At 32.2% G+C, this 24518-nt stretch carries 18 protein-coding genes; 9 read left to right on the forward strand and 9 right to left on the reverse strand.

Annotation, left to right across the window (positions count from 1 at the left end):
* Positions 1-156: 156 nt before the first annotated feature.
* The 7 genes from RSC72_RS00965 to folE all read right to left on the reverse strand — a co-directional run bounded on the left by RSC72_RS00965 (position 157) and on the right by folE (position 10666).
* Positions 157-453 (reverse strand): hypothetical protein, encoded by a 297-nt coding sequence (locus RSC72_RS00965; protein WP_332545189.1) that lies wholly within the window; start codon positions 451-453, stop codon positions 157-159.
* Between the two features lie 78 nt (positions 454-531).
* Positions 532-1593, reverse strand: a complete 1062-nt coding sequence (locus RSC72_RS00970) for a DUF2891 domain-containing protein (RefSeq protein ID WP_332545187.1) — start codon at positions 1591-1593, stop codon at positions 532-534.
* 117 nt (positions 1594-1710) lie between these two features.
* Positions 1711-3684, reverse strand: a complete 1974-nt coding sequence (locus RSC72_RS00975) for a putative porin (RefSeq protein ID WP_332545185.1) — start codon at positions 3682-3684, stop codon at positions 1711-1713.
* Positions 3685-3789: 105 nt separating this feature from the next.
* Positions 3790-5223 (reverse strand): RagB/SusD family nutrient uptake outer membrane protein, encoded by a 1434-nt coding sequence (locus RSC72_RS00980; protein ID WP_332545183.1) that lies wholly within the window; start codon positions 5221-5223, stop codon positions 3790-3792.
* An 11-nt stretch (positions 5224-5234) separates the two neighbouring features.
* A complete protein-coding gene (locus tag RSC72_RS00985) occupies positions 5235-8339 on the reverse strand; it encodes a SusC/RagA family TonB-linked outer membrane protein (protein WP_332545181.1) in 3105 nt (1034 codons plus the stop codon).
* A 157-nt stretch (positions 8340-8496) separates the two neighbouring features.
* A complete protein-coding gene (gene cysS / locus RSC72_RS00990; RefSeq protein ID WP_332545179.1) occupies positions 8497-9969 on the reverse strand; it encodes a cysteine--tRNA ligase in 1473 nt (490 codons plus the stop codon).
* A gap of 19 nt (positions 9970-9988) precedes the next feature.
* Complete coding sequence (gene folE, locus RSC72_RS00995) at positions 9989-10666, reverse strand: GTP cyclohydrolase I FolE (protein WP_332545177.1); 678 nt, start codon at positions 10664-10666, stop codon at positions 9989-9991.
* A 139-nt stretch (positions 10667-10805) separates the two neighbouring features.
* On the opposite strand from folE, the gene hutH reads away from it, so the two are divergent.
* From hutH to metQ, 9 genes are all read left to right on the forward strand, one after another.
* Complete coding sequence (gene hutH, locus RSC72_RS01000) at positions 10806-12314, forward strand: histidine ammonia-lyase (protein ID WP_332545175.1); 1509 nt, start codon at positions 10806-10808, stop codon at positions 12312-12314.
* Positions 12315-12467: 153 nt separating this feature from the next.
* Positions 12468-12845 carry a ribosomal maturation YjgA family protein gene (locus RSC72_RS01005; protein WP_332545174.1) on the forward strand — a complete coding sequence of 126 codons (378 nt, stop codon included), beginning with the start codon at positions 12468-12470 and terminating at the stop codon, positions 12843-12845.
* A gap of 156 nt (positions 12846-13001) precedes the next feature.
* Entirely contained in the window at positions 13002-15020 is a 2019-nt protein-coding gene (locus RSC72_RS01010; protein WP_332545172.1) for a urocanate hydratase, read from the forward strand.
* A 9-nt stretch (positions 15021-15029) separates the two neighbouring features.
* Entirely contained in the window at positions 15030-15545 is a 516-nt protein-coding gene (locus RSC72_RS01015; protein ID WP_332545170.1) for a hypothetical protein, read from the forward strand.
* A gap of 279 nt (positions 15546-15824) precedes the next feature.
* Complete coding sequence (locus RSC72_RS01020; protein WP_332545168.1) at positions 15825-16697, forward strand: pirin family protein; 873 nt, start codon at positions 15825-15827, stop codon at positions 16695-16697.
* A gap of 25 nt (positions 16698-16722) precedes the next feature.
* Complete coding sequence (locus RSC72_RS01025; RefSeq protein WP_332545166.1) at positions 16723-17004, forward strand: GNAT family N-acetyltransferase; 282 nt, start codon at positions 16723-16725, stop codon at positions 17002-17004.
* Between the two features lie 247 nt (positions 17005-17251).
* A complete protein-coding gene (locus RSC72_RS01030) occupies positions 17252-18289 on the forward strand; it encodes a methionine ABC transporter ATP-binding protein (RefSeq protein WP_332545165.1) in 1038 nt (345 codons plus the stop codon).
* Positions 18270-18923 carry a methionine ABC transporter permease MetI gene (gene metI / locus RSC72_RS01035; protein WP_332545164.1) on the forward strand — a complete coding sequence of 218 codons (654 nt, stop codon included), beginning with the start codon at positions 18270-18272 and terminating at the stop codon, positions 18921-18923. Before RSC72_RS01030 ends, metI begins: the two co-directional genes overlap by 20 nt.
* A gap of 8 nt (positions 18924-18931) precedes the next feature.
* Positions 18932-19741 (forward strand): methionine ABC transporter substrate-binding lipoprotein MetQ, encoded by an 810-nt coding sequence (metQ, locus tag RSC72_RS01040; RefSeq protein ID WP_332545162.1) that lies wholly within the window; start codon positions 18932-18934, stop codon positions 19739-19741.
* Between the two features lie 86 nt (positions 19742-19827).
* Here the strand turns inward: metQ and ggt are convergent, their stop codons facing one another.
* Together ggt and RSC72_RS01050 are read right to left on the reverse strand one after the other, a co-directional pair.
* Positions 19828-21495, reverse strand: coding sequence for a gamma-glutamyltransferase (gene ggt / locus RSC72_RS01045; RefSeq protein ID WP_332565975.1), 1668 nt, complete (start codon positions 21493-21495; stop codon positions 19828-19830).
* An 80-nt stretch (positions 21496-21575) separates the two neighbouring features.
* Positions 21576-24380 (reverse strand): TonB-dependent receptor, encoded by a 2805-nt coding sequence (locus RSC72_RS01050; RefSeq protein WP_332544046.1) that lies wholly within the window; start codon positions 24378-24380, stop codon positions 21576-21578.
* Positions 24381-24518 lie beyond the last annotated feature (138 nt).

The following is a 24518-nucleotide window of genomic DNA, read 5'->3' on the forward strand; positions in this document are numbered from 1 at the left end:
AAGTGTAATCCCGTTGAGTACGCTTTACATAAACTCTCTCTTCTTTCATAATGATACTTTTTTCTGTATCATTATTTCAGGACGAGACAAAAATATAGAATCAAAAATCCATCAGTTTTCTGATGGATTTTTTTTACAAACTTTGAGACTATATAATTAATTACAATTATCTACAATCATCACTTCTTCTGGATTTAAAGTGTCATATTTTATTTTGACAATCTCATTCACATCCGCTCTTGATCGTAAAGTAACCGTATAAACTTCTTCATTTACAGGAAAATCTATTGTTGCTGTTGGACGCTTCAATGTTCCGCCAGTTTCTGTCACAAGACCATCTACACATTTTCCTGTTTTAGCTAATTGTTCTTCTAATTTTCCTTTCGAGTATTGGCTATATCCAAAAGCTGCAACACCCAAAATTACGATTACGATATAAAAATATTTTTTCATACAAATTGTTTTTATTAGTAGTTTTTGTCTACTACAAATTTATATGTAATCTCACTTTTCAGAAATCCCTAATTTTAGCTAATTTTTAGTTTCTTGCTTTGTTTTCAAGGCATAAAGTGCAAAAGTTCCCAACCAATGGCTTCCCATATAATCATCGTTTGAGATATTATTGAACGAATAATTAAAATGATGATTTGCCCAATCATTCAAATAATTTAATTCAGGTAATTTATTTGCGATTTGATACAATGCAGTTGCACGACTAAAATTTAATCCGTCCAAGTGCACCAATTGCCCGTCCGTTCTATCCGAAACAATTCCTGGTTTTAACTCGTGTTTTTTATCAAATAATTGTGGTAAAAATGGTTTTAACCATTTTTTATATTCATCATGAGAATGTATTTTCGACATTAATAAAGCTTCTTCTAAACAAGCCGAAAGGAAATCGCTTCCACTTGGTTCAAAAGCAATGTTGCAGCTTTTATCTTTCAAATATAATCTGTTCGCATTGGTAATAATTACATTTTCAAAGGATTTATCATTCACAGATCGCGCATAATCTATCGCCAAACTCAATCCAAAAGCTGTATTGTCATGCGTTCCCGTTCTTATTGGATAAACTAATTTTGGTAAATAATCTTTGTATTTTGTAATGATTAAATCACTTAAAGGTTTCAAGTTTTTTGCCCAAACTTGCGCGTCTTTATCTTGCCAATTGTTCAATTCCATTTGCAATTGTAACAACCAAGCCCAGCCGTATGTTCTTTCGAAATTTTTATTGTTTTTATCATTAAAAAAAGCCATCTCAACCGCTACATTTTCTGGTGTAATCATTTGATTTAACTCATTTCTGACTTGATTATTTTTATCTAATTCAGGAAAATCTTTCATCAACTTTACAATCGACCAAAAACCATGAACAGACGAATGCCAATCGTAACAACCATAGAAAATTGGACGAAGCTGCTTGGGCGATTTAAGATCTTGATCGCTTCCCAAAACATTTCCCAATTTATTAGGATATTCAATTTTGATACAATGTGTAGGTAAATCAAAAATCTTTTTGGCTTGCTCAATTTTTAATTCTTGAGCAAAAGTAGTCGCTGCTAATAAAGTTGTGAAATAGAATAATTTTTTCATCAAAAATGTTTTTACCAAATTACTCAATTTTCTAAATATAAAAAAAACGACCTCATCATGAAGTCGTTTTAAAATTTTATTAGCACTGCTCTTCGAAAATCTTAGAGCAATAATGTATTAACTAAAAATATTCCATTTTAATCCTAACTGAAATTTAAAATCTCTGTACGGAACATTTGGCGCCGCAAAATAATTAGGTTCTTTTGTAAACGAAGCATTAATATGCTCTCCTCTGATGTAAAAACGCATATTCTGAACCTTGAAATTGATAAATATATCTAGAATTGGATAACCTCCTATTTCTTGGACACTTGTAGGATCTTGTAATGCAAACTCATTGATTATTGGAATATAACGCATTCCATTATATTTGGTAAAATAAGTTGCATTAATACCAGCTTGTAATTGCGCTTTTTTATTGAACAATTCTCCTTGCCAATATAATGTTTCGCGAATCAAGAAATCTGGTAAAGGCATATAAGTTTCATTCTTTGTTACCTTCTGATACTGCACTGTTGACACTAAATTAATCTTTCCGAATTGTAAATGATTAATTCCTTTTATCTTAAAATAATTTACGTTATCGCTTAATTGCTTATACACCAAATCTTGATCTAAATAAACATGATTATCAATATTATAAAGCGAACCTTCTACTGATGTTTTTACTTTCTCTAAATTAAGCTTAGCAAATAATTTTTGAGTGTTTTCCGTCTCAAATTGATGTGCATAGTTAAAATCTTCGAAAAAACTTTGGTTATAAATCTGATTCAACGATGGAATTTTAGCTTGTATCAAAGCTCCAGCAGATAATGTATATCCATTAACTGGCGTAATATCTAACACAGCGTCTACATTGTATACACTTTTGTAATTATCACTTTGTAAAAACTCCGCATTTCCGTAAAGTTTCAACTTTTCATTCCAATCAAAATTCACTTTACCTACAATTCCGACTAAATTCTCTTCGATTTGCTTTGGATTAACAACTGTTCTTAAAACTACAGTTGGATCTTTTGGGTCAAAAATTTGATAATTTAAAGCTTCTTCCGAGAAAACACGTAAGTTCTGAAACTTTACACCTGCTTCTATTTGTACACGATCTGTCCATTGAAAACCTGCCGTTGTTACGTTATAAAAATCAGTAGAAGCTTTTTGGTTACTCCTTCCTAATCTTGTCAGAATTTCTGTTTCGTATAAATCTCCGACTGCAGAAGAATCCTCGTATCTAAATTTTTGTTTCTCGTACGAAATTGTATTCTTTATGATGATTGGATTATAAAAAGTAGAATCTTTTGCATTCATTCTTTTCAAAATCCCATACGAAGCATTCATCTCGATACGACGCGCATCAAACGTAGATTTTGCTGTTTGCGAATTTACCTCAATGTTACGCACATTGGTCATTCTACGTTCATCTTGTAAAATAAAATCATTAATATCTTTTATTCCACCGTTTTCATTGTTTTTAAGATTTTGAGCCGAATAATGCCACCATAATTTGAAACGCTCATTTTTTGTTTTATAATTTGATGAAAAAACAAATGTGTTATTTTGAGCTTTCTCATTACGATAACGACCTTCTGAAACTAATCCACGGTAATGAAACGTATAGTTAAATTGCTTGTTGATGTTATGAGAAAAAGTTGAAGATAGAAAATTTCCTTCTTTTACACCATTCTCATAAATAAATTCGGTGTAAGGTGTTTTTACATCGTAATATTTGATATCCGAAGTTCGGTAGTAATTGTATTTTTTACCTGTTGGCAACAAACTTGTAGAAAATGGTTGATCCTGATATTCTAAATCTGTAACAACGCCTCCTACATTAGGAAAAAATAGTTTTCCAAAAGCATCACGTCTAATAAAATTTTGGTTGTAATAATTTTTGATATTTAAAGTTGTATCAATAATTTCTGGCTTTTGACCGTTGTTCCAAAATTTATAATCTGTAATTTTTGTTTTAAAATTTGTGATAGAATCGTTTGTTGAAGATCCTTTAAGTGGTTTCAAAATTTGTTGAACTGAATCTTGTTGTGCTTGCGCTATAACAGTTCCTAATAAAAATAGACCAATGATTGTTTTTTTCATCCTCTTGAATAAATCGTTACAAAAGTAAACTAAAATTGATAGATATAAAAAAACCCACTTATTTCTAAGTGGGTTAAATGTTATAAAAATGTTTAAGATGATAATTTATTTCCAAAGAGGATGTTGTACCGCTAATTCATTAATTAATAGTTGCCCATTTGAATATGGGAAAACAAATAACTTACTACTAGCAGGAACATCACAATTCCCTGGACAATTAGTACCTTTAGCTAATGGTAAATTGTAACGCTTTAAATCTAAAAATCGTTGTCCTTCTCCAAAAAACTCTTTATTACGCTCTGTTAAGATATCAGTTAATAAATTTGCTCCTGTATAAGTGTTTCCTTTTCTAGATAATGCAAACTCATTTAACTTTGATAAAGCTTCTGTATTATTTCCTAATTGATACAATGCCTCTATTCTATTTAAGTATGCTTCAGAGAATCTCAAAATTTTATTATTTCGAGTATAGTTTCCTCCTGTTGATGCTCTTTCAAATTTTCTCATCCAATATCCCTTTGGACTATCTTCTGCTGGCGCTGATTGATTTGTCAATAATATTCTTCTCGTATCTGTACTTCCAAAAGAAGAGTAAAAAGATTCTTTTGCCATTAATCCTTTTTTAGTTCCTGTTCTACTGTAAAAAACACTAAGAGATAGATTTACTCCTGAGTTATTTACTACATTTTGATCTAATTCCCAAACTGTTTCTGGTTGATTTTCTGCTAAAGCATCATTATTTAACGCGAAATATTCTTCATATTTATTATTTGCAAGTGGTGCAAATGATGAAGGAGAATTCGTAATCACATCATTAGATAAATTAAATGCAAGTTGAGCATCACCTTGGCCTTGTCTTGTTAAATAAACTCTCGACAATAATAATTTAGCTGCTGTTTTACTTGCAAATATTTTAGAACTTGGTTCTGCCTTTGCGTTTTCTATAGCGTAATTTAAATCATCTACAATTAATTTATAGACATCTGCCACAGATGAACGAGCTATTTTTTCATCTGCATTATATGGATAGACTGCTATTGGCACCCCTACTTCTTGATACTGACCTGATTTAGGAGATGATGAATAGTAATTTAATAAATTAAAATAAGTTATTGCTCTTAAAAAACGTGCCTCACCTTTGTACTGTTTGTTTAACGGAGTATCATTTAACTCATTATTAATCACAAAATTTGTACTCTGAATCACATCATAAGCAGATCTATAAAAATTAATTTCTCCAGTATTATTAGGATCATAATTCATTATAACAAGACTTGTAAATCCGCCATTATGTTTATTACTTCTAAAAAAAGTATCACCTAACAAATCTCCAAAGTAGAAAAAATTTGCTCCATATAAAGAACTAGATGATGTTTTTAAATAGCTTCCTAAAAGAAATTTATATACATCATTTTCTGTTTTTATTGCGTTATCTAAAGTATCCTCATAAGGTGGTTTTAAGTCTAACACATCATCACTACATGAATTAAATAAGTTAAGTGCTAAAATACCGACTATAGTAAATATTGTTTTTTTCATTTAAATAAATTTTAAAAATCTAATGACATTCCAATTGATAAACTCTTGATAATAGGAGTAGTATAGTTAAAAACTCCTTTTCCTTCAAATGACCATGCATTTTCTACTGATTCTGGATCAAAATTTAAGTTTTTATCAAAAGCATGGGTCCACATATTGAATCCTTTTACATAGAGAACTAAATTTTTAACACCTGTTTGTTGTTTAAATTTATCGCCAAAGTTATATGCTAGCTTAACTTCTTTTAAACGAATATGATCTCCTTTACGCATCCATCTATCCGACTCTAAACGGCTATTGTTTGGATTATTAAGCTGTGGTTTTGGATTTGCAGCATCTGTATTTTCTGGTGTCCAATAGTCCATTGCATCTGCAATTTGGTTTCTACCAGGAAAGTTTCCATCATTGAAAAAGAATGAATGAAAACCATTGTGTACATAAAAGTCAAATTGACCTGTAAACAAAACACTTAAAGATAATCCTTTATAAGAAAACGTATTTGAAATACCAACTAAATATTTAGGAAATGCTGATTTTCCTAACCATGCTTTTTCTGCTTTACTTTTATCTGTTGTAGTTGCTGTTTTTGTAGCATCTGTATACCAAGACCCTACACCTAATTCTCCTACATTAGGATCGTTATTAGGACCTGCCCATAACCATGTGTAATATTCTCCTAATAACTGACCTTCAGATAAAGCACGCATATCATCAAGAACGTATATGTCTTCTTCTATATTTAATTTCTCAATTTTATTAATATTTCGAGAAAAGTTTGCATTAATATCCCATTTAAATTCTTTTCTGAAAGGTGAACTTGTTAGTGTAACCTCAAATCCTTTATTTGAAATATCTGATACGTTTGCAATATAACTACTAGGATCACCAGATTCTGGTTTTGTTACAGCATTAAATAATGCTCCTTCTGTTTGTTTATCATAGTACGAAAATGTAATTCCTAATGCATCTTTATACAAACTCATTTCGAAACCAACGTCCAATTGTTTTGATATTTCCCAATCTAAATTAGCATTACCAGCAGAAGAAATAATGGTATAATAATCATCTCCATACGGATATGGTGTTGTTGTAGATGATGACACCAATGAATTATAATAATATTGGTTACCCCACATATCTGCAAATGGTACGTTACCTAAACGTCCATAACTTGCCTTCAGAATTAAATTATTAACGACAGAAGATCCTTTTAAAAATTCTTCTTTTCCAATATTCCAACTCCCTCCTACAGACCAAAACAAACCTCCTCTGTTCTTTTTAGGTAAAACTGAAACTCGATCATATCTAAATTGCCCTGCAAAAGTAAATCTGTTATCGTAGATATAGCTTAATTTAGAGAAATAAGAATCTTGTCTCCATTTATAAAAAGTACCAGCACCTGTTCTTACATCTATAAATTTATCCGGATCTGAATATTGAAAATCTGGAATAGGCTCTGAAAAATCTCTACCCTGTTGTTGTCTCAATTTATATTCGTGATCTTGATAATCCGTTCCTACAGCAAAATCTATATCGTGGATATCGTTAAACTTCTTTCTGAATGATAAGGTATTTGTAAAATTCCAATCCCAAATTCTTGTATCACCCGTTTGCATAAATCCATTTTGTGCAATACCATCACCATAAGAAGGATCCCACCAAACTAATTCATCCATTATTTGTCTTTGTCCACCAAATAAAGTATTAAAAGTAAGGTATTTTAAAAATTTATATTCAGCTGTAAAAGATCCTAAGAAAGTATCTACTTTTCCTTTTAAATAATTGTTATTTAAATTTCCTATTGGATTAAACCCCTCTGTTACTTCTCCTAAATTAGTTTGATTATATGTTCCATCTTTGTAAATTGGTTTACTTGTTGGAATAAATAATGACGATAACCATGGATTAGCTGAGGCATTTGCATCTGGAATTGTTTTTCTTTCAACTCCTGTATAATTTACAGAAAAACCATATTTCAAATTATCTGTTATCTTTTGATCAAATGCTAAAATAGCACTCTTACGATCAAAATCTGTAGTTTGTATTAATGGTTTATTCTTATAATATGTTAATCCTGCTCGGTACGAAATACCGTTTGTCCCTCCTGTTACAGAGAAATTATACGTATTAACAAAAGATTGATTACGCTGTACTGCTTTTCTCCAGTCTGTTTCTTTTCCATCCCAATCAGCATCATTTGTTTTTATAAATTGAGATATAGCATCTTCTAAAGAGTTAAATGTTGTCCCTAAAGCTTGTTGAGAGTTAAAATAATTCTGCCCCCCATATTGATGATATTGACTAGCATTCATCATATTAATTTTATCAAAAGCAATATCTTGAACAGCCATATCTGACGAGAAATTAAAACGTGGCTTTTGACCATATTTACCTTTCTTCGTTGTAATTACAATAACTCCATTTGCTCCACGTGCACCATATAATGCTGTTGCAGAAGCATCTTTCAAGACTGTAACATTCTCTATCATATTTGGATCGATAGAAGATAATGGATTCCAAGATTCCATCAAACTTGCGTTATCTGCCCCTTTACCAACTACAACACCATCTACAACGTATAATGGATTTGGAGTTCCTAGAATAGAACCAACTCCACGAATTACAATCATATTAGAGGATCCTGGATCTCCACTGGCTGTGGAATAATTAAGTCCTGCTACGCGACCGTTTAAAACCTCATCTACAGATGACACAGGCGTGCTTTCAAAATTATCTCTAGAAACAGTTGTATAAGACCCTACCTTTTGTGCAGGATCAAGTTTAATTCCTCCAATAAGGTTTACTGTTTGTAATTCAATATTATCTGCATCAGATTTAGAAAAACGAACAACTCCTAAATTAGTTGAAGTAACTTTTACTGTGTTTTCTTTTCCATTAGAATCAATAATTTTAAGTATATCACCCACTTTGGCATCTACATTAAAATTACCGTCTCCATCTGTGTAAACTTTCACTCCCGTACTCTTAACAACAACTTCCGCTTCTTCAACTGGGAAATTGTTTGAATCTCGTAAGACCCCTGAGACTTGAGCATAAGACAGTCCTCCCATCATAAATAATGATAGGACACTTAAAGATGTAAATCTTCTCCTCATATTATGTTAATTTTTAGTGCTAATTATTACAAATATGTGAATTTTTCTTAAATTTTACAAATATTCTGTTAAAAAATAGATTATTATTCTAAGTATATAACAAAAAAAAACCGCTAAAAGCGGTTTTACTTGTTTATTAACTATAACTATTTTTTTCTTAAAACGTAAATGATGTTCCATCTGCGCCATCTTTCAGTTGAATTCCTAAAGCACTTAATTGATCTCTAATTTGATCTGATAAAGCCCAATTTTTATCCACACGTGCTTGATTTCGCATTTCGATTAACATTTTTACAACACCGTCTAATTTGTCCGAACTCTCGTTGATTTCATCTGTATCAAGACCCAAAACATCATGTACAAATCCATTCATCAAGGTTTTTAATCGATCCAAATCTTCAGCCGTAATATTCTCAAAATTTTCTTTGATAGAATTAATCATTTTCACCGCATCAAATAAATGAGCAATTAAAATTGGCGTATTAAAATCATCGTCCATTGCTGTGTACAACTTCGCTTCTAACTCGTTAATATCAACTGTAGAAGTTTGTTTTGGAGTGATTGTTTCTAATGTTTTCAGCGCTTCTATCAAACGTGTAAAACCTTTTTCTGAAGCTAACATTGCATCATTCGAAATGTCTAAAACACCGCGATAATGGGCTTGTAAGAAACAAAAACGTACAACTGCTGGATGAAATGGTTTCTCGAAGAAATTATTTTCACCATTTACTAATTGCATTGGTAAAATGTAATTTCCTGTCGATTTACTCATACGCTGACCATTCATTGTCAACATATTTGCATGCATCCAATATTTTACTGGTTCGTGTCCGTTAGAACCTTTTGCTTGTGCAATTTCACATTCGTGATGTGGGAATTTAAGATCCATTCCACCTCCGTGAATATCAAAATAATCACCAAGATATTTGGTACTCATCACTGTACATTCTAAGTGCCAACCTGGGAATCCATCTCCCCAAGGTGAAGCCCAACGCATGATGTGAGCAGGTGAAGCGTTTTTCCAAAGAGCAAAATCCACCGGATTTTTCTTTTCTCCTTGTCCGTCTAAATCTCTTGAATTATTAATTAATTCTTCGATATTACGGTTGCTTAATTCACCATAATTAAGTCCTTTTTTGTTGTATGCTTCTACATCAAAATAAACCGATCCGTTTGCTTCGTAAGCAAATCCTAAATCAATCAATTTCTCCGCTAAAGCAATTTGCTCTAAAATATGTCCTGTTGCTGTAGGCTCGATTGTTGGAGGAAGTAAATTAAATTTTTCTAAAACTTTATGAAAATCGACAGTGTATTTCTGTACAATTTCCATTGGTTCAAGTTTCTCTAATTTTGATTGTTTTACAAAACGATCATTTTCTACATTTCCATCATCTGTCAAATGTCCTGCATCAGTAATATTACGAACGTAACGAACTTTGTAACCCAAAAATTTCAGATAACGATAAATCATATCAAACGACATAAACGTACGTACATTACCAAGATGTACATTACTATAAACGGTAGGTCCACAGACATACATTCCTACATTATCTTGATTAATAGGTACAAATGTTTCTTTGATTCCCGTTAAGGAATTATGTAATTTTAATTGATTTTCTTTTACCATTTTTTTGGATTTATTTTCTTTAAACGTTGAAAGTAGTTTTCATTCCGATATACGCAATAAACTCTTTTCTTAGTTGTTCATTATCTTTAAATGCTCCACCATATTCGGCAGTAACCGTACTCGATTCGATATCTTTTATACCACGAGAATTTACACACAAATGTTTTGCATCTATAATACACGCTACATCGTCTGTACCCAAAGCATCTTGCATCGCTTTTACAATTTGCATTGTAAGACGTTCTTGTACTTGCGGACGTTTCGCATAATACTCTACAATACGATTCATTTTAGATAATCCGATTACTTTTCCTTTCGAAATGTAACCAACGTGCGCACGACCAACTATCGGTAAAAAGTGATGTTCGCAAGTAGAATAAACCACGATATCTTTTTCAACCAACATTTGATTGTAGTTATATTTATTTTCGAAAGTTGACATACCTGGCTTGCGCTCTGGTAATAATCCTCCAAAAATTTCTTTTACGAACATTTTCGCAACACGTTTTGGTGTTCCTTTCAAACTATCGTCTGTTAAATCTAAACCTAAAGTTTCCATAATATGACGAAAATCCGCCTCTATCATTTCTACTTTTTCGTCTGCAGACAGCTCAAACGCATCATCTCTTAGAGGAGTCTCTAAGTTAGCTGACATATGGTCGTCTCCTATTTCGTCATGAAGATGTTTATCACACATTACATAAAAATTTCTGCAAATTTATAAAAGATAGCGGTATAAAACCTTATGAAAAGTCAAAATATTATATTAGAAATGATTTCTATCTTTTATCTAATCAATGAAAAGATTATCTTTGAAATGACACAAAATCGAAAAAATGATCAAGAAAACTTACGGAATCGATTTCCTTTCTTTTGAGGACTACAAAGGAATAAAGCAAGGAAACATCGAAATTGCATTGAATGAAGACAGTAAACAACAAATCACAAAATCGCAACAAAATGTAGCTAAAATAGTTGCATCTGGACAAACTGTATATGGTATAAATACAGGTTTTGGACCACTTTGCGACTCTAAAATATCTGAAGACGAAACACGACAATTACAACATAATTTACTAATAAGTCATGCTGTTGGTGTTGGAAATCCTATCAAAAAAGAATTTTCTAAAACAATGCTTATTGCAAAAGCTCATGCTTTATCAAAAGGTTTTTCGGGCGTAACATTAGATGTTGTAGAACGAATTTTATTGATGGTAGAGAAAGATATTATTCCTGTTGTACCAGAAAAAGGTTCGGTTGGTGCTTCGGGAGATTTAGCTCCTTTATCACATTTATTTTTACCATTAATAGGTGAAGGAAAAGTTTGGGAAGGTGAGCAAATCATCTCAACAAAAGAAGCATTGACAAAGCATAATTTAGAACCTCTGCATTTATCTGCAAAAGAAGGTTTGGGCTTAATAAATGGGACACAATTCATTTTATCTCATGCGTTAAACGGATTAGAAAAATTTGAATATTTATTAAATTTAGCTGACGTTGCAGGTGCTTTATCATTAGAAGCTTACGAAGGTTCTCCAAGTCCATTCAGAGAAGAATTACACCAAATTCGTCCATTCAAAGGAACTTTATTCGTTGCTGAAAGAATCAGAAAATTATTAAAAGATTCACAAATCGCTTATTCTCATATGGATTGCGGACGTGTGCAAGATCCGTATTCATTACGTTGTATGCCACAAGTTCATGGCGCATCAAGAAATGCATTTTTCCATTTACAAGAATTAGCCGAAATCGAATTAAATTCTGTAACTGATAATCCAATTGTTATTTCTGATGAAGAAGCTATTTCTGGTGGAAATTTTCACGGACAACCTTTGGCAATGGCGTTAGATTATGCAACAGTTGCTGCATCAGAATTAGGAAATATATCAGACCGTCGTTCTTATTTATTATTAGAAGGGAAATATGGTTTACCTAAATTATTAACAGAAAGTTCTGGCTTAAATTCAGGTTTTATGATTCCTCAATATACAACGGCAGCACTTTGTACAGAGAACAAAACCTTGTGTTTTCCGGCTTCAGCAGATTCTATTCCGACATCATTAGGACAAGAAGATCATGTTTCCATGGGAAGTATTTCAGGACGAAAATTCAACCAAGTTTTAGATAATGTAGAGCGTATTTTAGCAATTGAATTGATGTACGCTTGTCAAGGTTTAGAATTTAGAAGACCGCGTAAAACAAGTCCTTTTTTAGAGGAAGTTTTTGCAAAAGTTCGTTCAGTTTGTCCAAAACTAGAAGAAGATAGATTGATTGGAGATGATATCAATAATATCATCGATTTATTACAAACAGAGGATTTCAAGAAATTAATTTTAAATTTTTAAATAATTCTTGTCATCCAGAGCAACTATTTATAATACAGGAAACCTATACATAGTAGAAAGACTCTTCGACACGCTCAGAGTGACAGAATTAAATTGTCATCCTGAGCTTTTCGAAGGTCAAAAAATGAATAATACCAATGTAAAAAATATTAAATGTTCAAATTCGATAAAAAATCCTTCATCATTGCGATTATAATTTTCTTAGTAGAAGTTTTTATTGCACTTTTTATCAAAGACAAAATCATTCGTCCATTTATTGGCGATATTTTAGTCGTAATTTTTATTTACTATTTTCTCAAAGCATTTATCAACACAAAAGCGATTAATCTTGCAATTTTTACGTTGATTTTTTCTTTTGTAGTTGAAATTTTACAGTATTTTAATTTTGTAGAATTAATAGGTTTAGGACATAACAAAGCTGCACGAATCATCATCGGAACATCATTCTCATGGATTGATTTAGTGTGTTATTTCGTCGGATTTATTATTCTATTTTTTATTGACAAAGATTTAAAGAAAAATAAACTATAACCTGTAGATTCTTCGACAAGCTCAGAATGACAAAAACGTTTAACGTTACACATAATATCCTTGTCATCTAGAGCTTGTCAAAGGATAGATTATTAGAGTAACAAAAAAAACATGTAACGTTCTACGTAAAACATTAAAAGAAAACCACAAAAAAAAATGACATTTCAAGAACAAATAAAAGAAGGAATTCCGTCACATCTTCCTTCAAAAAAATATAGAGATACAACTATAAGTCATGCGCCAAAACGCAAAGAAATTTTATCAGAAGAAGAAAAAAAATTAGCACTTAAAAATGCATTACGTTATTTTGATTCTCAATTTCATGCAGAATTAATTCCTGAATTTAAACAAGAATTAGAAGATTTTGGACGAATTTATATGTATCGTTTCATGCCAGATTACAAAATATTTGCTCGACCAATTTCTGATTATCCAGGAAATTCTGAACAAGCAAAAGCAATTCAATTAATGATTCAAAACAATTTGGATCATGCAGTAGCTCAACATCCCGAAGAATTAATTACGTACGGAGGAAATGGCGCTGTTTTTCAGAATTGGGCGCAATATCTTTTGACGATGAAATATTTGTCAGAAATGACGGAAGAGCAAACTTTGGTTATGTATTCTGGACATCCTATGGGATTATTTCCTTCGCACAAAAATGCACCAAGAGTTGTGGTAACGAATGGAATGGTTATTCCGAATTATTCGAAGCCTGACGATTGGGAAAAAATGAACGCTTTAGGTGTTTCACAATATGGACAAATGACTGCTGGAAGTTATATGTACATCGGTCCACAAGGAATTGTACACGGAACAACAATTACAGTTTTGAATGGTTCTCGGAAAATTGATGACAAAGGAACGGCTGGTAAATTATTTGTAACGGCTGGTCTTGGCGGAATGAGTGGAGCACAACCAAAAGCCGGAAATATTGCAGGCGTTATCTCGGTAACTGCCGAAGTAAATCCTGCTGCGACTTACAAACGTCACGAACAAGGTTGGGTAGACGAAGTAATTACAGATTTGGACGAATTAGTTACTCGTGTAAAAAAAGCAAAAGAAAACAAAGAAGTTGTTTCTATCGCTTACAATGGAAATATTGTTGATGTTTGGGAAAAATTTGATGAAGAAAATGTTTATATCGAATTAGGTTCAGATCAAACATCATTGCACAATCCTTGGGCTGGAGGTTATTATCCGATTGGTTTATCGTTTGAAGAATCTAATCAAATGATGGCAGAAAATCCTGAATTATTCAAAGAAAAAGTTCAAGAAACTTTACGTCGTCATGCCGAAGCTATAAATAAACACACTGCAAAAGGAACCTATTTTTTTGATTACGGAAATGCTTTTTTATTAGAAGCTTCCCGTGCTGGTGCCAAAGTTCATAAAGATGAAAAAGGAAACTTAGTAGATTCCTCTTATTCAAAATTAGCTAGCGAAACTTTCGCTTATCCAAGTTATGTTCAAGATATTATGGGACCAATGTGTTTTGATTATGGTTTTGGACCTTTTCGTTGGGTTTGTGCTTCTGGAAATCCTCTCGATTTAGAAAAAACAGACGAAATTGCTTGTCAAGTTTTAGAAGAAATCATGCAACATTCTCCGAAAGAAATTCAGCAACAAATGCAGGACAATATTACGTGGATAAAAGGTGCGCAAGAAAACAAATTAGTCGTTGGTTCACAAGCTCGCATTTTATATGCCGATGCAGAAGGTCGTATGAAAATTGCAAAAGCGTTTAACGATGCAATTACAAAAGGAGAAATTGGAGCTGTTGTTTTAGGACGTGATCATCATGATGTTTCGGGAACGGATTCTCCTTTCCGTGAAACTTCTAACATTTATGATGGATCAAAATTCACGGCTGATATGGCAATTCATAATGTAATTGGTGACAGTTTTCGAGGTGCAACTTGGGTTTCTATTCACAACGGCGGTGGCGTTGGTTGGGGAGAAGTGATTAATGGTGGTTTCGGAATGTTGTTAGATGGAACACAAGATGCTGAAAATCGCTTAAAATCAATGTTACACTGGGATGTAAACAATGGAATTGCGCGCAGATCTTGGGCAAGAAACGAAGAAGCTATTTTTGCGATAAAACGAGCAATGGAAGAAGAGCCTTTGTTGAAAGTGACTTTACCAAATATCGTTGATGAAAAATTACTTTAAACTATATCAATGAAAAAATTAACATTTTTATTACTATTAACAAATACATTTGCTTTTAGTCAAGAAACAAATTCTAATCAACAAATTATTTTAGGAACAAGTACTAAAGATTTATTTATTAAAAATGAAGAAACTTATAGACTAAACCAATATAAGCAAGTATTTGAAAATCCCAGTGCAATAAAACATATTCAAAAAGCTTATTCAAATAAAACATTTGGAACCATCATTAGTACTATTGGCGGATTTGGTATTGGATTCGGTACAGGAATGTTCATTGGAAATTTAGGTAAAGGAAATAGCAAAAATCCTTATGAAAAGATAACAAGAAAATCAAATAGAGAATCTGGTTTAATTTATCTTGGAATTGGTTTAGGAATTACAGCTACTTCAATTCCATTATGGATTGGATTTAATAAAAATATAAAAAAGGCAGTTGAGTTGGAAAATGAAACTACAACTTATTCTAATTCTTTAAACTTTAATGTAAACGAAGATGGCTATGGATTAGCTTTTAAATTCTAACTTTCAATAAACAACTTCTTAACTTATATTAGGATGACTTTGTTTACCATTCAGAATGTAGCGTTAGCGAAAAGATTCTTCGACAAGCTCAGAATGACAATCTCTTATTATTTCTAAAATCATTCCTTATCAATCAAAAAATTCTCAAAACCACTTCAACCGAAGTGGTTTTTTATTTCGCTTAATACATAAACAACTTCTTAACTTATATCAATTTCAGGATGCTTTTGTGGTTGTAAATTTGTTTTATTAAAAGTAGAAAATATAAAATTTATAGATATGAACACAAAAAAAATAGAAATAGTTGTAGCGCCAAGAGAACCTCATTTTGTAGGAGATGGATTTAGAGTTCATAATTTTATTCCAAACGGTTATCATTTAGGTATGAAACGCATGGATCCATTTATTATGCTAGACTATAATTCTAAATTTCATTTTCCAGCAACAGATATTCCAAAAGGAGTTGGCGTACATCCACATCGTGGTTTCGAAACAGTTACAATTGCTTACGAAGGTAGTGTTTCTCACCACGATAGTGCTGGCGGAGGCGGAACAATTCATCAAGGCGATGTACAATGGATGACTGCTGCTTCGGGAGTTTTACACAAAGAATATCATGCAGAAGAATTTTATAAAAAAGGTGGAATTTTCCAAATGGTTCAACTTTGGGTAAACTTGCCAGCAAAGGATAAAATGAGTGCGCCAAAATATCAAGCTATCGATCATAAAAATATTCCGACAGTTGATGTAGAAAATGGAATTATTGAAGTAATCGCAGGTAATTATAATCAAACAAAAGGTGCTGCTTCTACATTTTCTCCTGTTAATATGTTGAATGCAAAATTAAACGAAGGTGGAAAAGCTAATTTTAATTTCCCTGCAAATTACAATACAGTTCTACTCGTAATAGAAGGTGAAGTAAAAGTAAACAATGAAGAAATTGTACCTACCGATCATTTATTACTTTTCACAAACGAAGGAGAAGATTTTGAAATTGAAGCAAAAGAAAATAGTGTTGTGTTAATTTTGAGTGGAGAACCTCTAAACGAGCCGATTGCCTCTTATGGACCTTTTGTAATGAATACTCAAGATGAAATTCGTGAAGCTTTTGATGATTATAATAACGGAAAATTTGGTACATTAGAAAACTAATAATTCAACTATAAAATAGAACAAGATGGAAGTTAAACAAATTGATGATCAAAAAAATGGAGCTTTTGTCGTTTTAGATGGCGATAAAAAAGCAGGTGAAATGGCTTATGTTTGGGCTGGTAATGATAAAATAATTATTGATCATACCGAAGTTGACGAAGCATACGGAGGACAAGGTGTCGGTAAAAAAGCATTGACGGCATTAGTAGATTGGGTTAGAAAAGAGAATGTAAAAGTAATTCCGTTATGTCCATTTGCAAAAGCTCAATTCGAGAAAAATCCAGAAATAAGAGATGTTTTATCATAAGAAATAATTACTAATAATCGATTTATTATAAAATTAATCTTAATTCAAAATTAATATATTTAGAAATTTATTTTATTAAACTAAAATTTAAAAGAATAAAATTCTTATTTATTAAAAAATCATTCGTGAAAAATTAATTATTTTTGCATAAGAATTTAAATGTCTATAACTTTGATAGACTAAAATTAATATAAAATACACAAACCTCTTGATGTTTTTTGAGAGGTTTTTTTATTAAAAATAGAGAATGATTGAGATAAAAAATATATCCAAAACATTTAAAACTTCTAAAAAAGAAATTTATGCTTTACGCGATGTTTCTTTAAAAATTGATGAAGGAAAAATTTTTGGAATCATTGGTAAATCTGGTGCAGGAAAAAGCACCTTGATTCGCTGTGTTAATTTACTGGAGCGTCCTGATAAAGGAGAAGTTTTGGTAGATGGAATTAATCTTTTAGAATTAAGCAATTCTAAATTAACATTAGAAAGAAGAAAAATCGGAATGATTTTTCAACATTTTAATTTACTTTCTTCACGAACTGTAGAAGAAAATATTGCATTTCCGATGGAATTAGAAGGTGTTTCGAAAAGCCAAATCAAAACAAAGGTTGATGAACTTTTACACCTTGTTGGTATTCACGAAAAAGCAAAAGAATATCCTACAAATTTATCGGGCGGACAAAAACAACGTGTTGCAATAGCGCGTGCTTTGGCAAATAATCCGACAGTTTTGTTGTGTGACGAAGCGACAAGTGCTTTGGATCCTGCTACTACAAAATCTATTTTGAGATTGTTGAAAGAAATAAATCAACGACTTAATCTGACAATTTTATTGATTACGCATGAAATGGAAGTTATCAATTCTATTTGTGATGAAGTTGGCGTTATAGAAGACGGAAAGTTGGTAGAACACGGATCTGTGGAAGCTATTTTTACAAATCCGAAAGAAAATATTACACAAGAATTTATTAAAAGTTCGTTGGATATTGCTTTACCACTAAGCTTTCAGAAAAATTTGGTTGATACTTATTCAGAAAATAATTCGACCATTTATAAGGTAAATTTTACCAATCAACCAAAATTCAATCAACTTATTGCAGAAATAAGTTCGTTGTATAAAACTGAAGCAGAAATAATTAATTCGAGAATAGAATATGCTGGAGAAATTAATTATGGAACATTTTTCTTGAAAATTAATTCAAAAGAAAATTCAGAAATCGAAACATATTTACAGCAAAATAAATTTAATTTAGAAAAAATCGGTTATGTCAGAAGCAGTTATTAATCTATTACTTAAGGGAACTTGGGAAACAGTTTTGATGACATTTGTTTCCGGATTTTTTGGTTTTTTACTTGGACTTCCAATCGGAATTTTCTTGTTTTTGACGAGAAAAGGACAGTTGTTAGAAAACAAATTAATCAATCAAATTTTAGCATTTTTTGTCAATGTTTTTCGTTCAATTCCATTCATTATTTTAATCGTTTGGATGATTCCTTTTACACGAGGTCTGGTCGGAACGTCAATTGGTGTCGCAGCCGCTTTGGTACCTCTTAGTATTGGAGCCGCACCATTTATAGCGCGTTTGGTCGAAAATAGTTTATTAGAAATTCCTGAAGGTTTGATAGAAGCAGCACGCTCTATGGGCGCAAAACCTTCGCAAATCATCTTCAAAGTTTTGTTACCAGAAGCATTACCATCGTTAATAAATGCTGCAACAATTACACTAATTACTTTAGTCGGCTATTCAGCAATGGGTGGCGCTGTAGGAGCGGGTGGATTAGGACAAATAGGTTATCAATATGGGTATGTTGGATACGATACTTTTATTATGAATACCGTTTTAATTCTTTTAATAATTATCGTTTTTATCATCCAATTTGCTGGTGATTTCTTATCAAAAAAATTCAATCATAAATAATTTAAACAATGAAAAAGTTAATTAAAAATATACTTCTTACAACAATTTCAGCATTTGCTTTAACATCATGTGGTGAATCTAAAACCGATGCAAATACAATACGCGTTGGTGTGATGACTGGACCTGAATTTGAAGTGGCTCAGGTTGCGAAACAAGTTGCAAAAGAAAAATATAATTTGGATGTAGAATTGATTACTTTCAATGATTATATCGTTCCAAATGAAGCGTTGAACAATGGAGATTTAGATGTTAATGCTTATCAAACTGTTCCATTTTTAGAAGAACAAGAAAAACAAAGAGGATATAAATTAGCGCCTGTTGGAAATACATTTTTATACCCAATTGTTGGATATTCTAAAAAAATAAAATCTATAAACGAGTTAAAAGAAGGTAATACAATTGCTATTCCGAATGATCCTGCAAATGGTGGACGATCTTTATTATTGTTACAAAAAATAGGTTTAATTAAATTGAAAGATGGAGTTGGTTTATTTCCTAAATTAACTGATGTTGTTTCTAATCCAAAAAAATTAGAAATTTTAGAATTAGAAGCACCTCAATTGCCTCGTGTTTTAGATGATGAAAAAGTAGCAATCTCTGTTATTAATAATAATTTTGCAGGACAAGCTGGTTTAGATGCAAAAAAACAAGGAATTTTTACAGAGAACAAAGAATCGCCTTATGTAAATATCATTGTGAGTCGTGAAGATAACAAAAACGATGAAAAAGTGAAGAAATTTGTACAAGCGTACCAGTCTGAACAAGTTGCTAAAAAAGCAGATGAAGTTTTCAAAGGTGGAGCTATAAAAGGCTGGTAAAATCTTTATTCAAAATATAAAACAAGAAAGGCTATTCGATAATGAATAGCCTTTTGTTTTTATGTAAATTCTTAGAAATTATAAACTTAATATCCTTCAATTTTATCATCTCCACGCGGATCTGCACCACCTTGATATGTTCCGTTTGGATTAACCAAAATACCATCTACGCGTCCATAAGCATTTCTTTCTTTCAAATTATATCCTTTTTTGCGCAATGTTTCCCTTACATTCTCAGAAATTGCTTTTGGTTCGTAATCTACTTGATCTGGCAACCATTGATGATGAAAACGAGAAGCAGCAACAGCTTCTTGCATTGTCATTCCAAAATCAACAACATTCAGAATTGTTTGAAAAACAGAAGTAATAATTGTAGAGCCACCTGGAGTTCCGACAACCATAAACAGTTTACCATCCTTCTCTAAAATAGAAGGCGTCATCGAGCTTAACATACGTTTCTGTGGCTGAATTGCGTTCGCTTTTCCTCCCACCAAACCATACATATTTGGTGTTCCTGGTTTTACAGAAAAATCATCCATTTCATTATTCAATAAAAAACCTGCGCCACCAACTACAACTAACGAACCGTAAGAACCATTAAGAGTAGTTGTTACAGAAGCTGCATTTCCATCTTTGTCTACAATTACATAATGCGTTGTTTCCATCGATTCTTTTCCAATAATTTCACCCGCTTTTACAGCAGAACTTGGTGTTGCTCTATCAAACGAAAAATTATTCATACGATTTACATTATAGGTTTTGTCTAACAATTGTTTTTGAGGAACCTTAAAAAAATCTGGATCTCCCAAATGTTCAGCACGATCTGCATAAACTCGGCGTTCTGCTTCTACCATAACTTGAATTGTAGAATCTGACTGAAATCCCCACTTTTTCAATGGATATTTTTCGATAGATTGAAACAACGAAACCAATGCAATTCCTCCACTTGATGGCGGTGGCATAGAAATTACGTTGTAATCTTTGTAAGCTCCAGAAACTGGTTTTCGCCAAACTGAATGATAATTTTTTAAATCTTTTTTTGTGATAATTCCATTTCCACGCTTCATTTCATTCACAATCAAATCGGCTGTTTTACCAGAATAAAAACCATTTCTACCTTTTTGTTGAACCAATTTCAGCGTATTTGCCAAATCTTTTTGAATCAATAAATCTCCTTGACTCCAAGTTGAACGAGAAATTAACGCATTCGCAACTTTGTTATATTTCTCAAAATCTTCATGTTTATTTGTTAATTCACTCGCTTGTTGTTTTGTGATTGGAAAACCTTTTTCAGCTAAATCTATTGCTGGTTGTAGCAATTCTTTCCAACTTAATTTACCATATTTTTCGTGTGCTTTTACCATTCCATCTACTGTTCCAGGAACTCCAGCAGCCAATTGTCCATACAAACTAAGATCTGTAATTGGATTACCTTCTTTATCCCAATACATATCTTCTTTCGCATTAAGCGGTGCTTTTTCACGAAAATCTAACGCATCTGTATTTCCTTTTGCATCGCGATAAACTAAAAAACCGCCTCCACCAATATTACCAGCGTTTGGATAAACAACTGCCAAAGCAAATTGCACCGCAATAGATGCATCTATTGCATTTCCACCTTTTTTCAGAATATCAATTCCAACTTTTGATGCTTCGGGATGAGCCGTCACAACAACTCCATTTTTATATGATTCTTGCGCATTTACTTGAATAAATGTGAAGAATGAAAGTATTATTAATGATATATTTTTCATTTGAAATGATTTTAAACAAAATTACCAAACCTTCATCAAATTAATGAAAGTTTGGCAAAAAACCCTAAAACTATATTTTATTATAAATTTAATGACAATCTTGCGAAAGCAAAACGACCACCTGTACCAAATTGCTGTCCTGTTCTTGAGTACAAGAAATATCCTGCACCACGTAAACTTCCAACATTTGTCTTGTCAGGATAAACGTCTAACAAATTATTTGCACCAATTGTTACTGAAATATTTTTATTAACAGCATAACCAAAACTTAAATCTGTAATTACTTTTCCTCCGAAAGTCTGCGCATCTGCTAAATTATTTGTTGCTCCATCAACCTCTCCAAAATAAACGTTTCGTAAATACACGTTCCATTTATCTAGACTATAATTCAATGATAAATTAACTTTTGTACGTGGAACAGCCGATTCTAAATAAATACGACTCGAACGATCAAAATAAGTAGCCTCTTTTCCTTTTAATAAGTCTGATGCATGTACATCACCTACAACATTTGTTTTATTGAAAGTGGCTGATAAATCTGCTCTTAATTTTCCTAAACCAAACTTTTCTTGATACGTTAAAACAACATCTATTCCTTTGGTTTCAGTATCAATTGCATTAGCGAAAAAGCGTGCAGATGTTGCATTTGCTTGTTGTAATAATTCGTAAATTTCTTTGTCTTGAGTTGTAGCATTCGCTGCATTACTTCCCGTAAAAGTTCCTGTATAAATAATACGATCATCAATTCGGATAAAATAACCATCTACGCTCAACTTAAATTTACCCCAATTTGCAGTAAAACCTGCTGAAACACTTTTCGATTTCTCTTCGTTCAATTCTGGTATTCCTAATAATTTAGCTGCACGACTATCATTTGTAAATGTTCCTGAATTAGAAATTGAGCCATCTAAAAATAAACTTGATGTTGCACTAAAATACATTTGATGTAAAGATGGCGCTCTAAATCCTGTACTTGCAGCAGCTCTCAAAACATAGTTACCTAACTTATATCGTGTTGATATTTTACCATTCAATGTCGAGCCAAAATCTGAGTAATCTTCGTAACGAACTGCGGCTGCAACTAACCAATTTTTAGTAAAATTAAATTCCGTATCCAAATAAGCTGCTACAGAATGTCTGCTTGCATCAACTTCATTTGCTGGTAGAAAACCAGGAAAAGCTTGCGCTCCACCTGCAAAAGCTGAACCATTCGCTGCAAATAATGTGTTGATATTTCCATTAAAATCGGGTGTATAAATTGGTTGTCCATTGGCTCCAATTCCTATCTGACGAACTTTACCGTAATTTGCATAAGAAGATTCCTCTCCTGCTACAATTTTATAATTTTCGTAACGAAATTCGGCTCCAAAAGCAACATTAATTCCTGCCAATGCATCATCAAAAAAACGAGAAAAATCTAGGTTGGTTGTATTTTGTGTAAAACGATATCCACCAGCTTCAAAAGAAGTTGGAGAAGAGTCTAACATAGATGCATTCACTGTATTTTTAACTCCAAAATCGATTGTGTTATTTCCATACGTATTTGAGAAATCAACTTTCCAATCACCAATTTCGCTACGAATACCAGCAGCTAAGGAACGATCGTAATTATTTGTTTCTATTAATGGCATATAACCATTTGGAAAAATAGTAGAAACAGTTTGATTTAATTGTGCTGGCTGACGACGAAAAGCTGCCGATTCACCCAAACGATAATTCAAACCTCCAAAAGCATAAATTTCTGTCTTATCCGAAACTGGAAAAAGTGAATTTAAAAAGATTGCTCCACCTTCATTTTTTGACTGTCCAATACGCGAAACATAATCGGCACGTGTTTCTCCACGACGTTCTAATTCTGCTGTTGTAATATCTACTCCTGTTGGATTTGGATATAAATCTGGTCGATTATAATCAGAAAAAATTGTTCCTGTAAATTCTTTTTGACGGTTGAATGGTTGACGTTTATCGTACGATCCAGATAGATTTACAAAACCACCTTTTTCACCAACTTTAACGCCATAGTTTACATTTGCCTGAAATGTTTCTCCATCAAAATTATCTTCTGCGTTCTTCGATAAATTTCCGCCATACGTAATATTTGCTCTTACTTTATCTGTCGAATCATCTAACACAATGTTGATAACACCTGCAATTGCATCAGAGCCATATTGCGCTGCTGCACCATCACGTAAAATCTCAATTCGTTTGATTGCTGAAGTCGGAATTGCATTAAGATCTGTACCTACAGATCCTTTTCCAAATGAACCATTGATGTTAATTAACGATGTTGTGTGACGACGTTTTCCATTAATCAAAACCAATACTTGATCTGGTCCAAGACCTCGTAACGAAGCTGGGTCTATATGATCTGTCCCATCAGAAATAACTTGTGTATTTGAGCTAAATGAAGGTGCAACGTAGTTCAAAATTTGATTTAATGAAACCTGACCAACATCTTTTGTTATTTCTTTTACATCAATTACATCAACTGGTGTAGAAGAATCTAATTGTGTGCGTCCAACGCTACGAGAACCAATCAAAACAACTTCGCTAAGATCAGTTTGTGCGTCTATTGATTGTAAAAAGAAATCTAAATCAACTTCTTGTTCGTCTATAATTGTAATTGTTTGTTCATTTGTTGGCTCTCCTGCTTTTGTTACGACAATGTTGTAATTTCCTGGATTTACTAGAATTTCATAAAATCCATTGGCATCAGTTGTTGTATTAATAGAAGTTCCTTTTACATTAACCGTTGCATTAGCTATTGGACCCTTGGCATCTTCTACAATACCATGCACTTTTGCTTGTTGAGCAAACAGTACTGATCCGCCAAATAATGTAGCGAGTAAAAATAATTTCTTGAGAGAGTATTTGTTTCTTATCATTTTACCATTTTAAAGTCTAGCAAATTTATAGACTTTATAGACTACAAACCAAATCTTATTTAAATAAACTAAAATAAAACTTTAAAATAATGTTAAAATAGGATATAATCCTGCAATACAAGTTTAATTTAGAATAAT

The sequence above is a fragment of the Algoriella sp. genome (assembly GCF_036647415.1).
Taxonomy (GTDB): domain Bacteria; phylum Bacteroidota; class Bacteroidia; order Flavobacteriales; family Weeksellaceae; genus Empedobacter.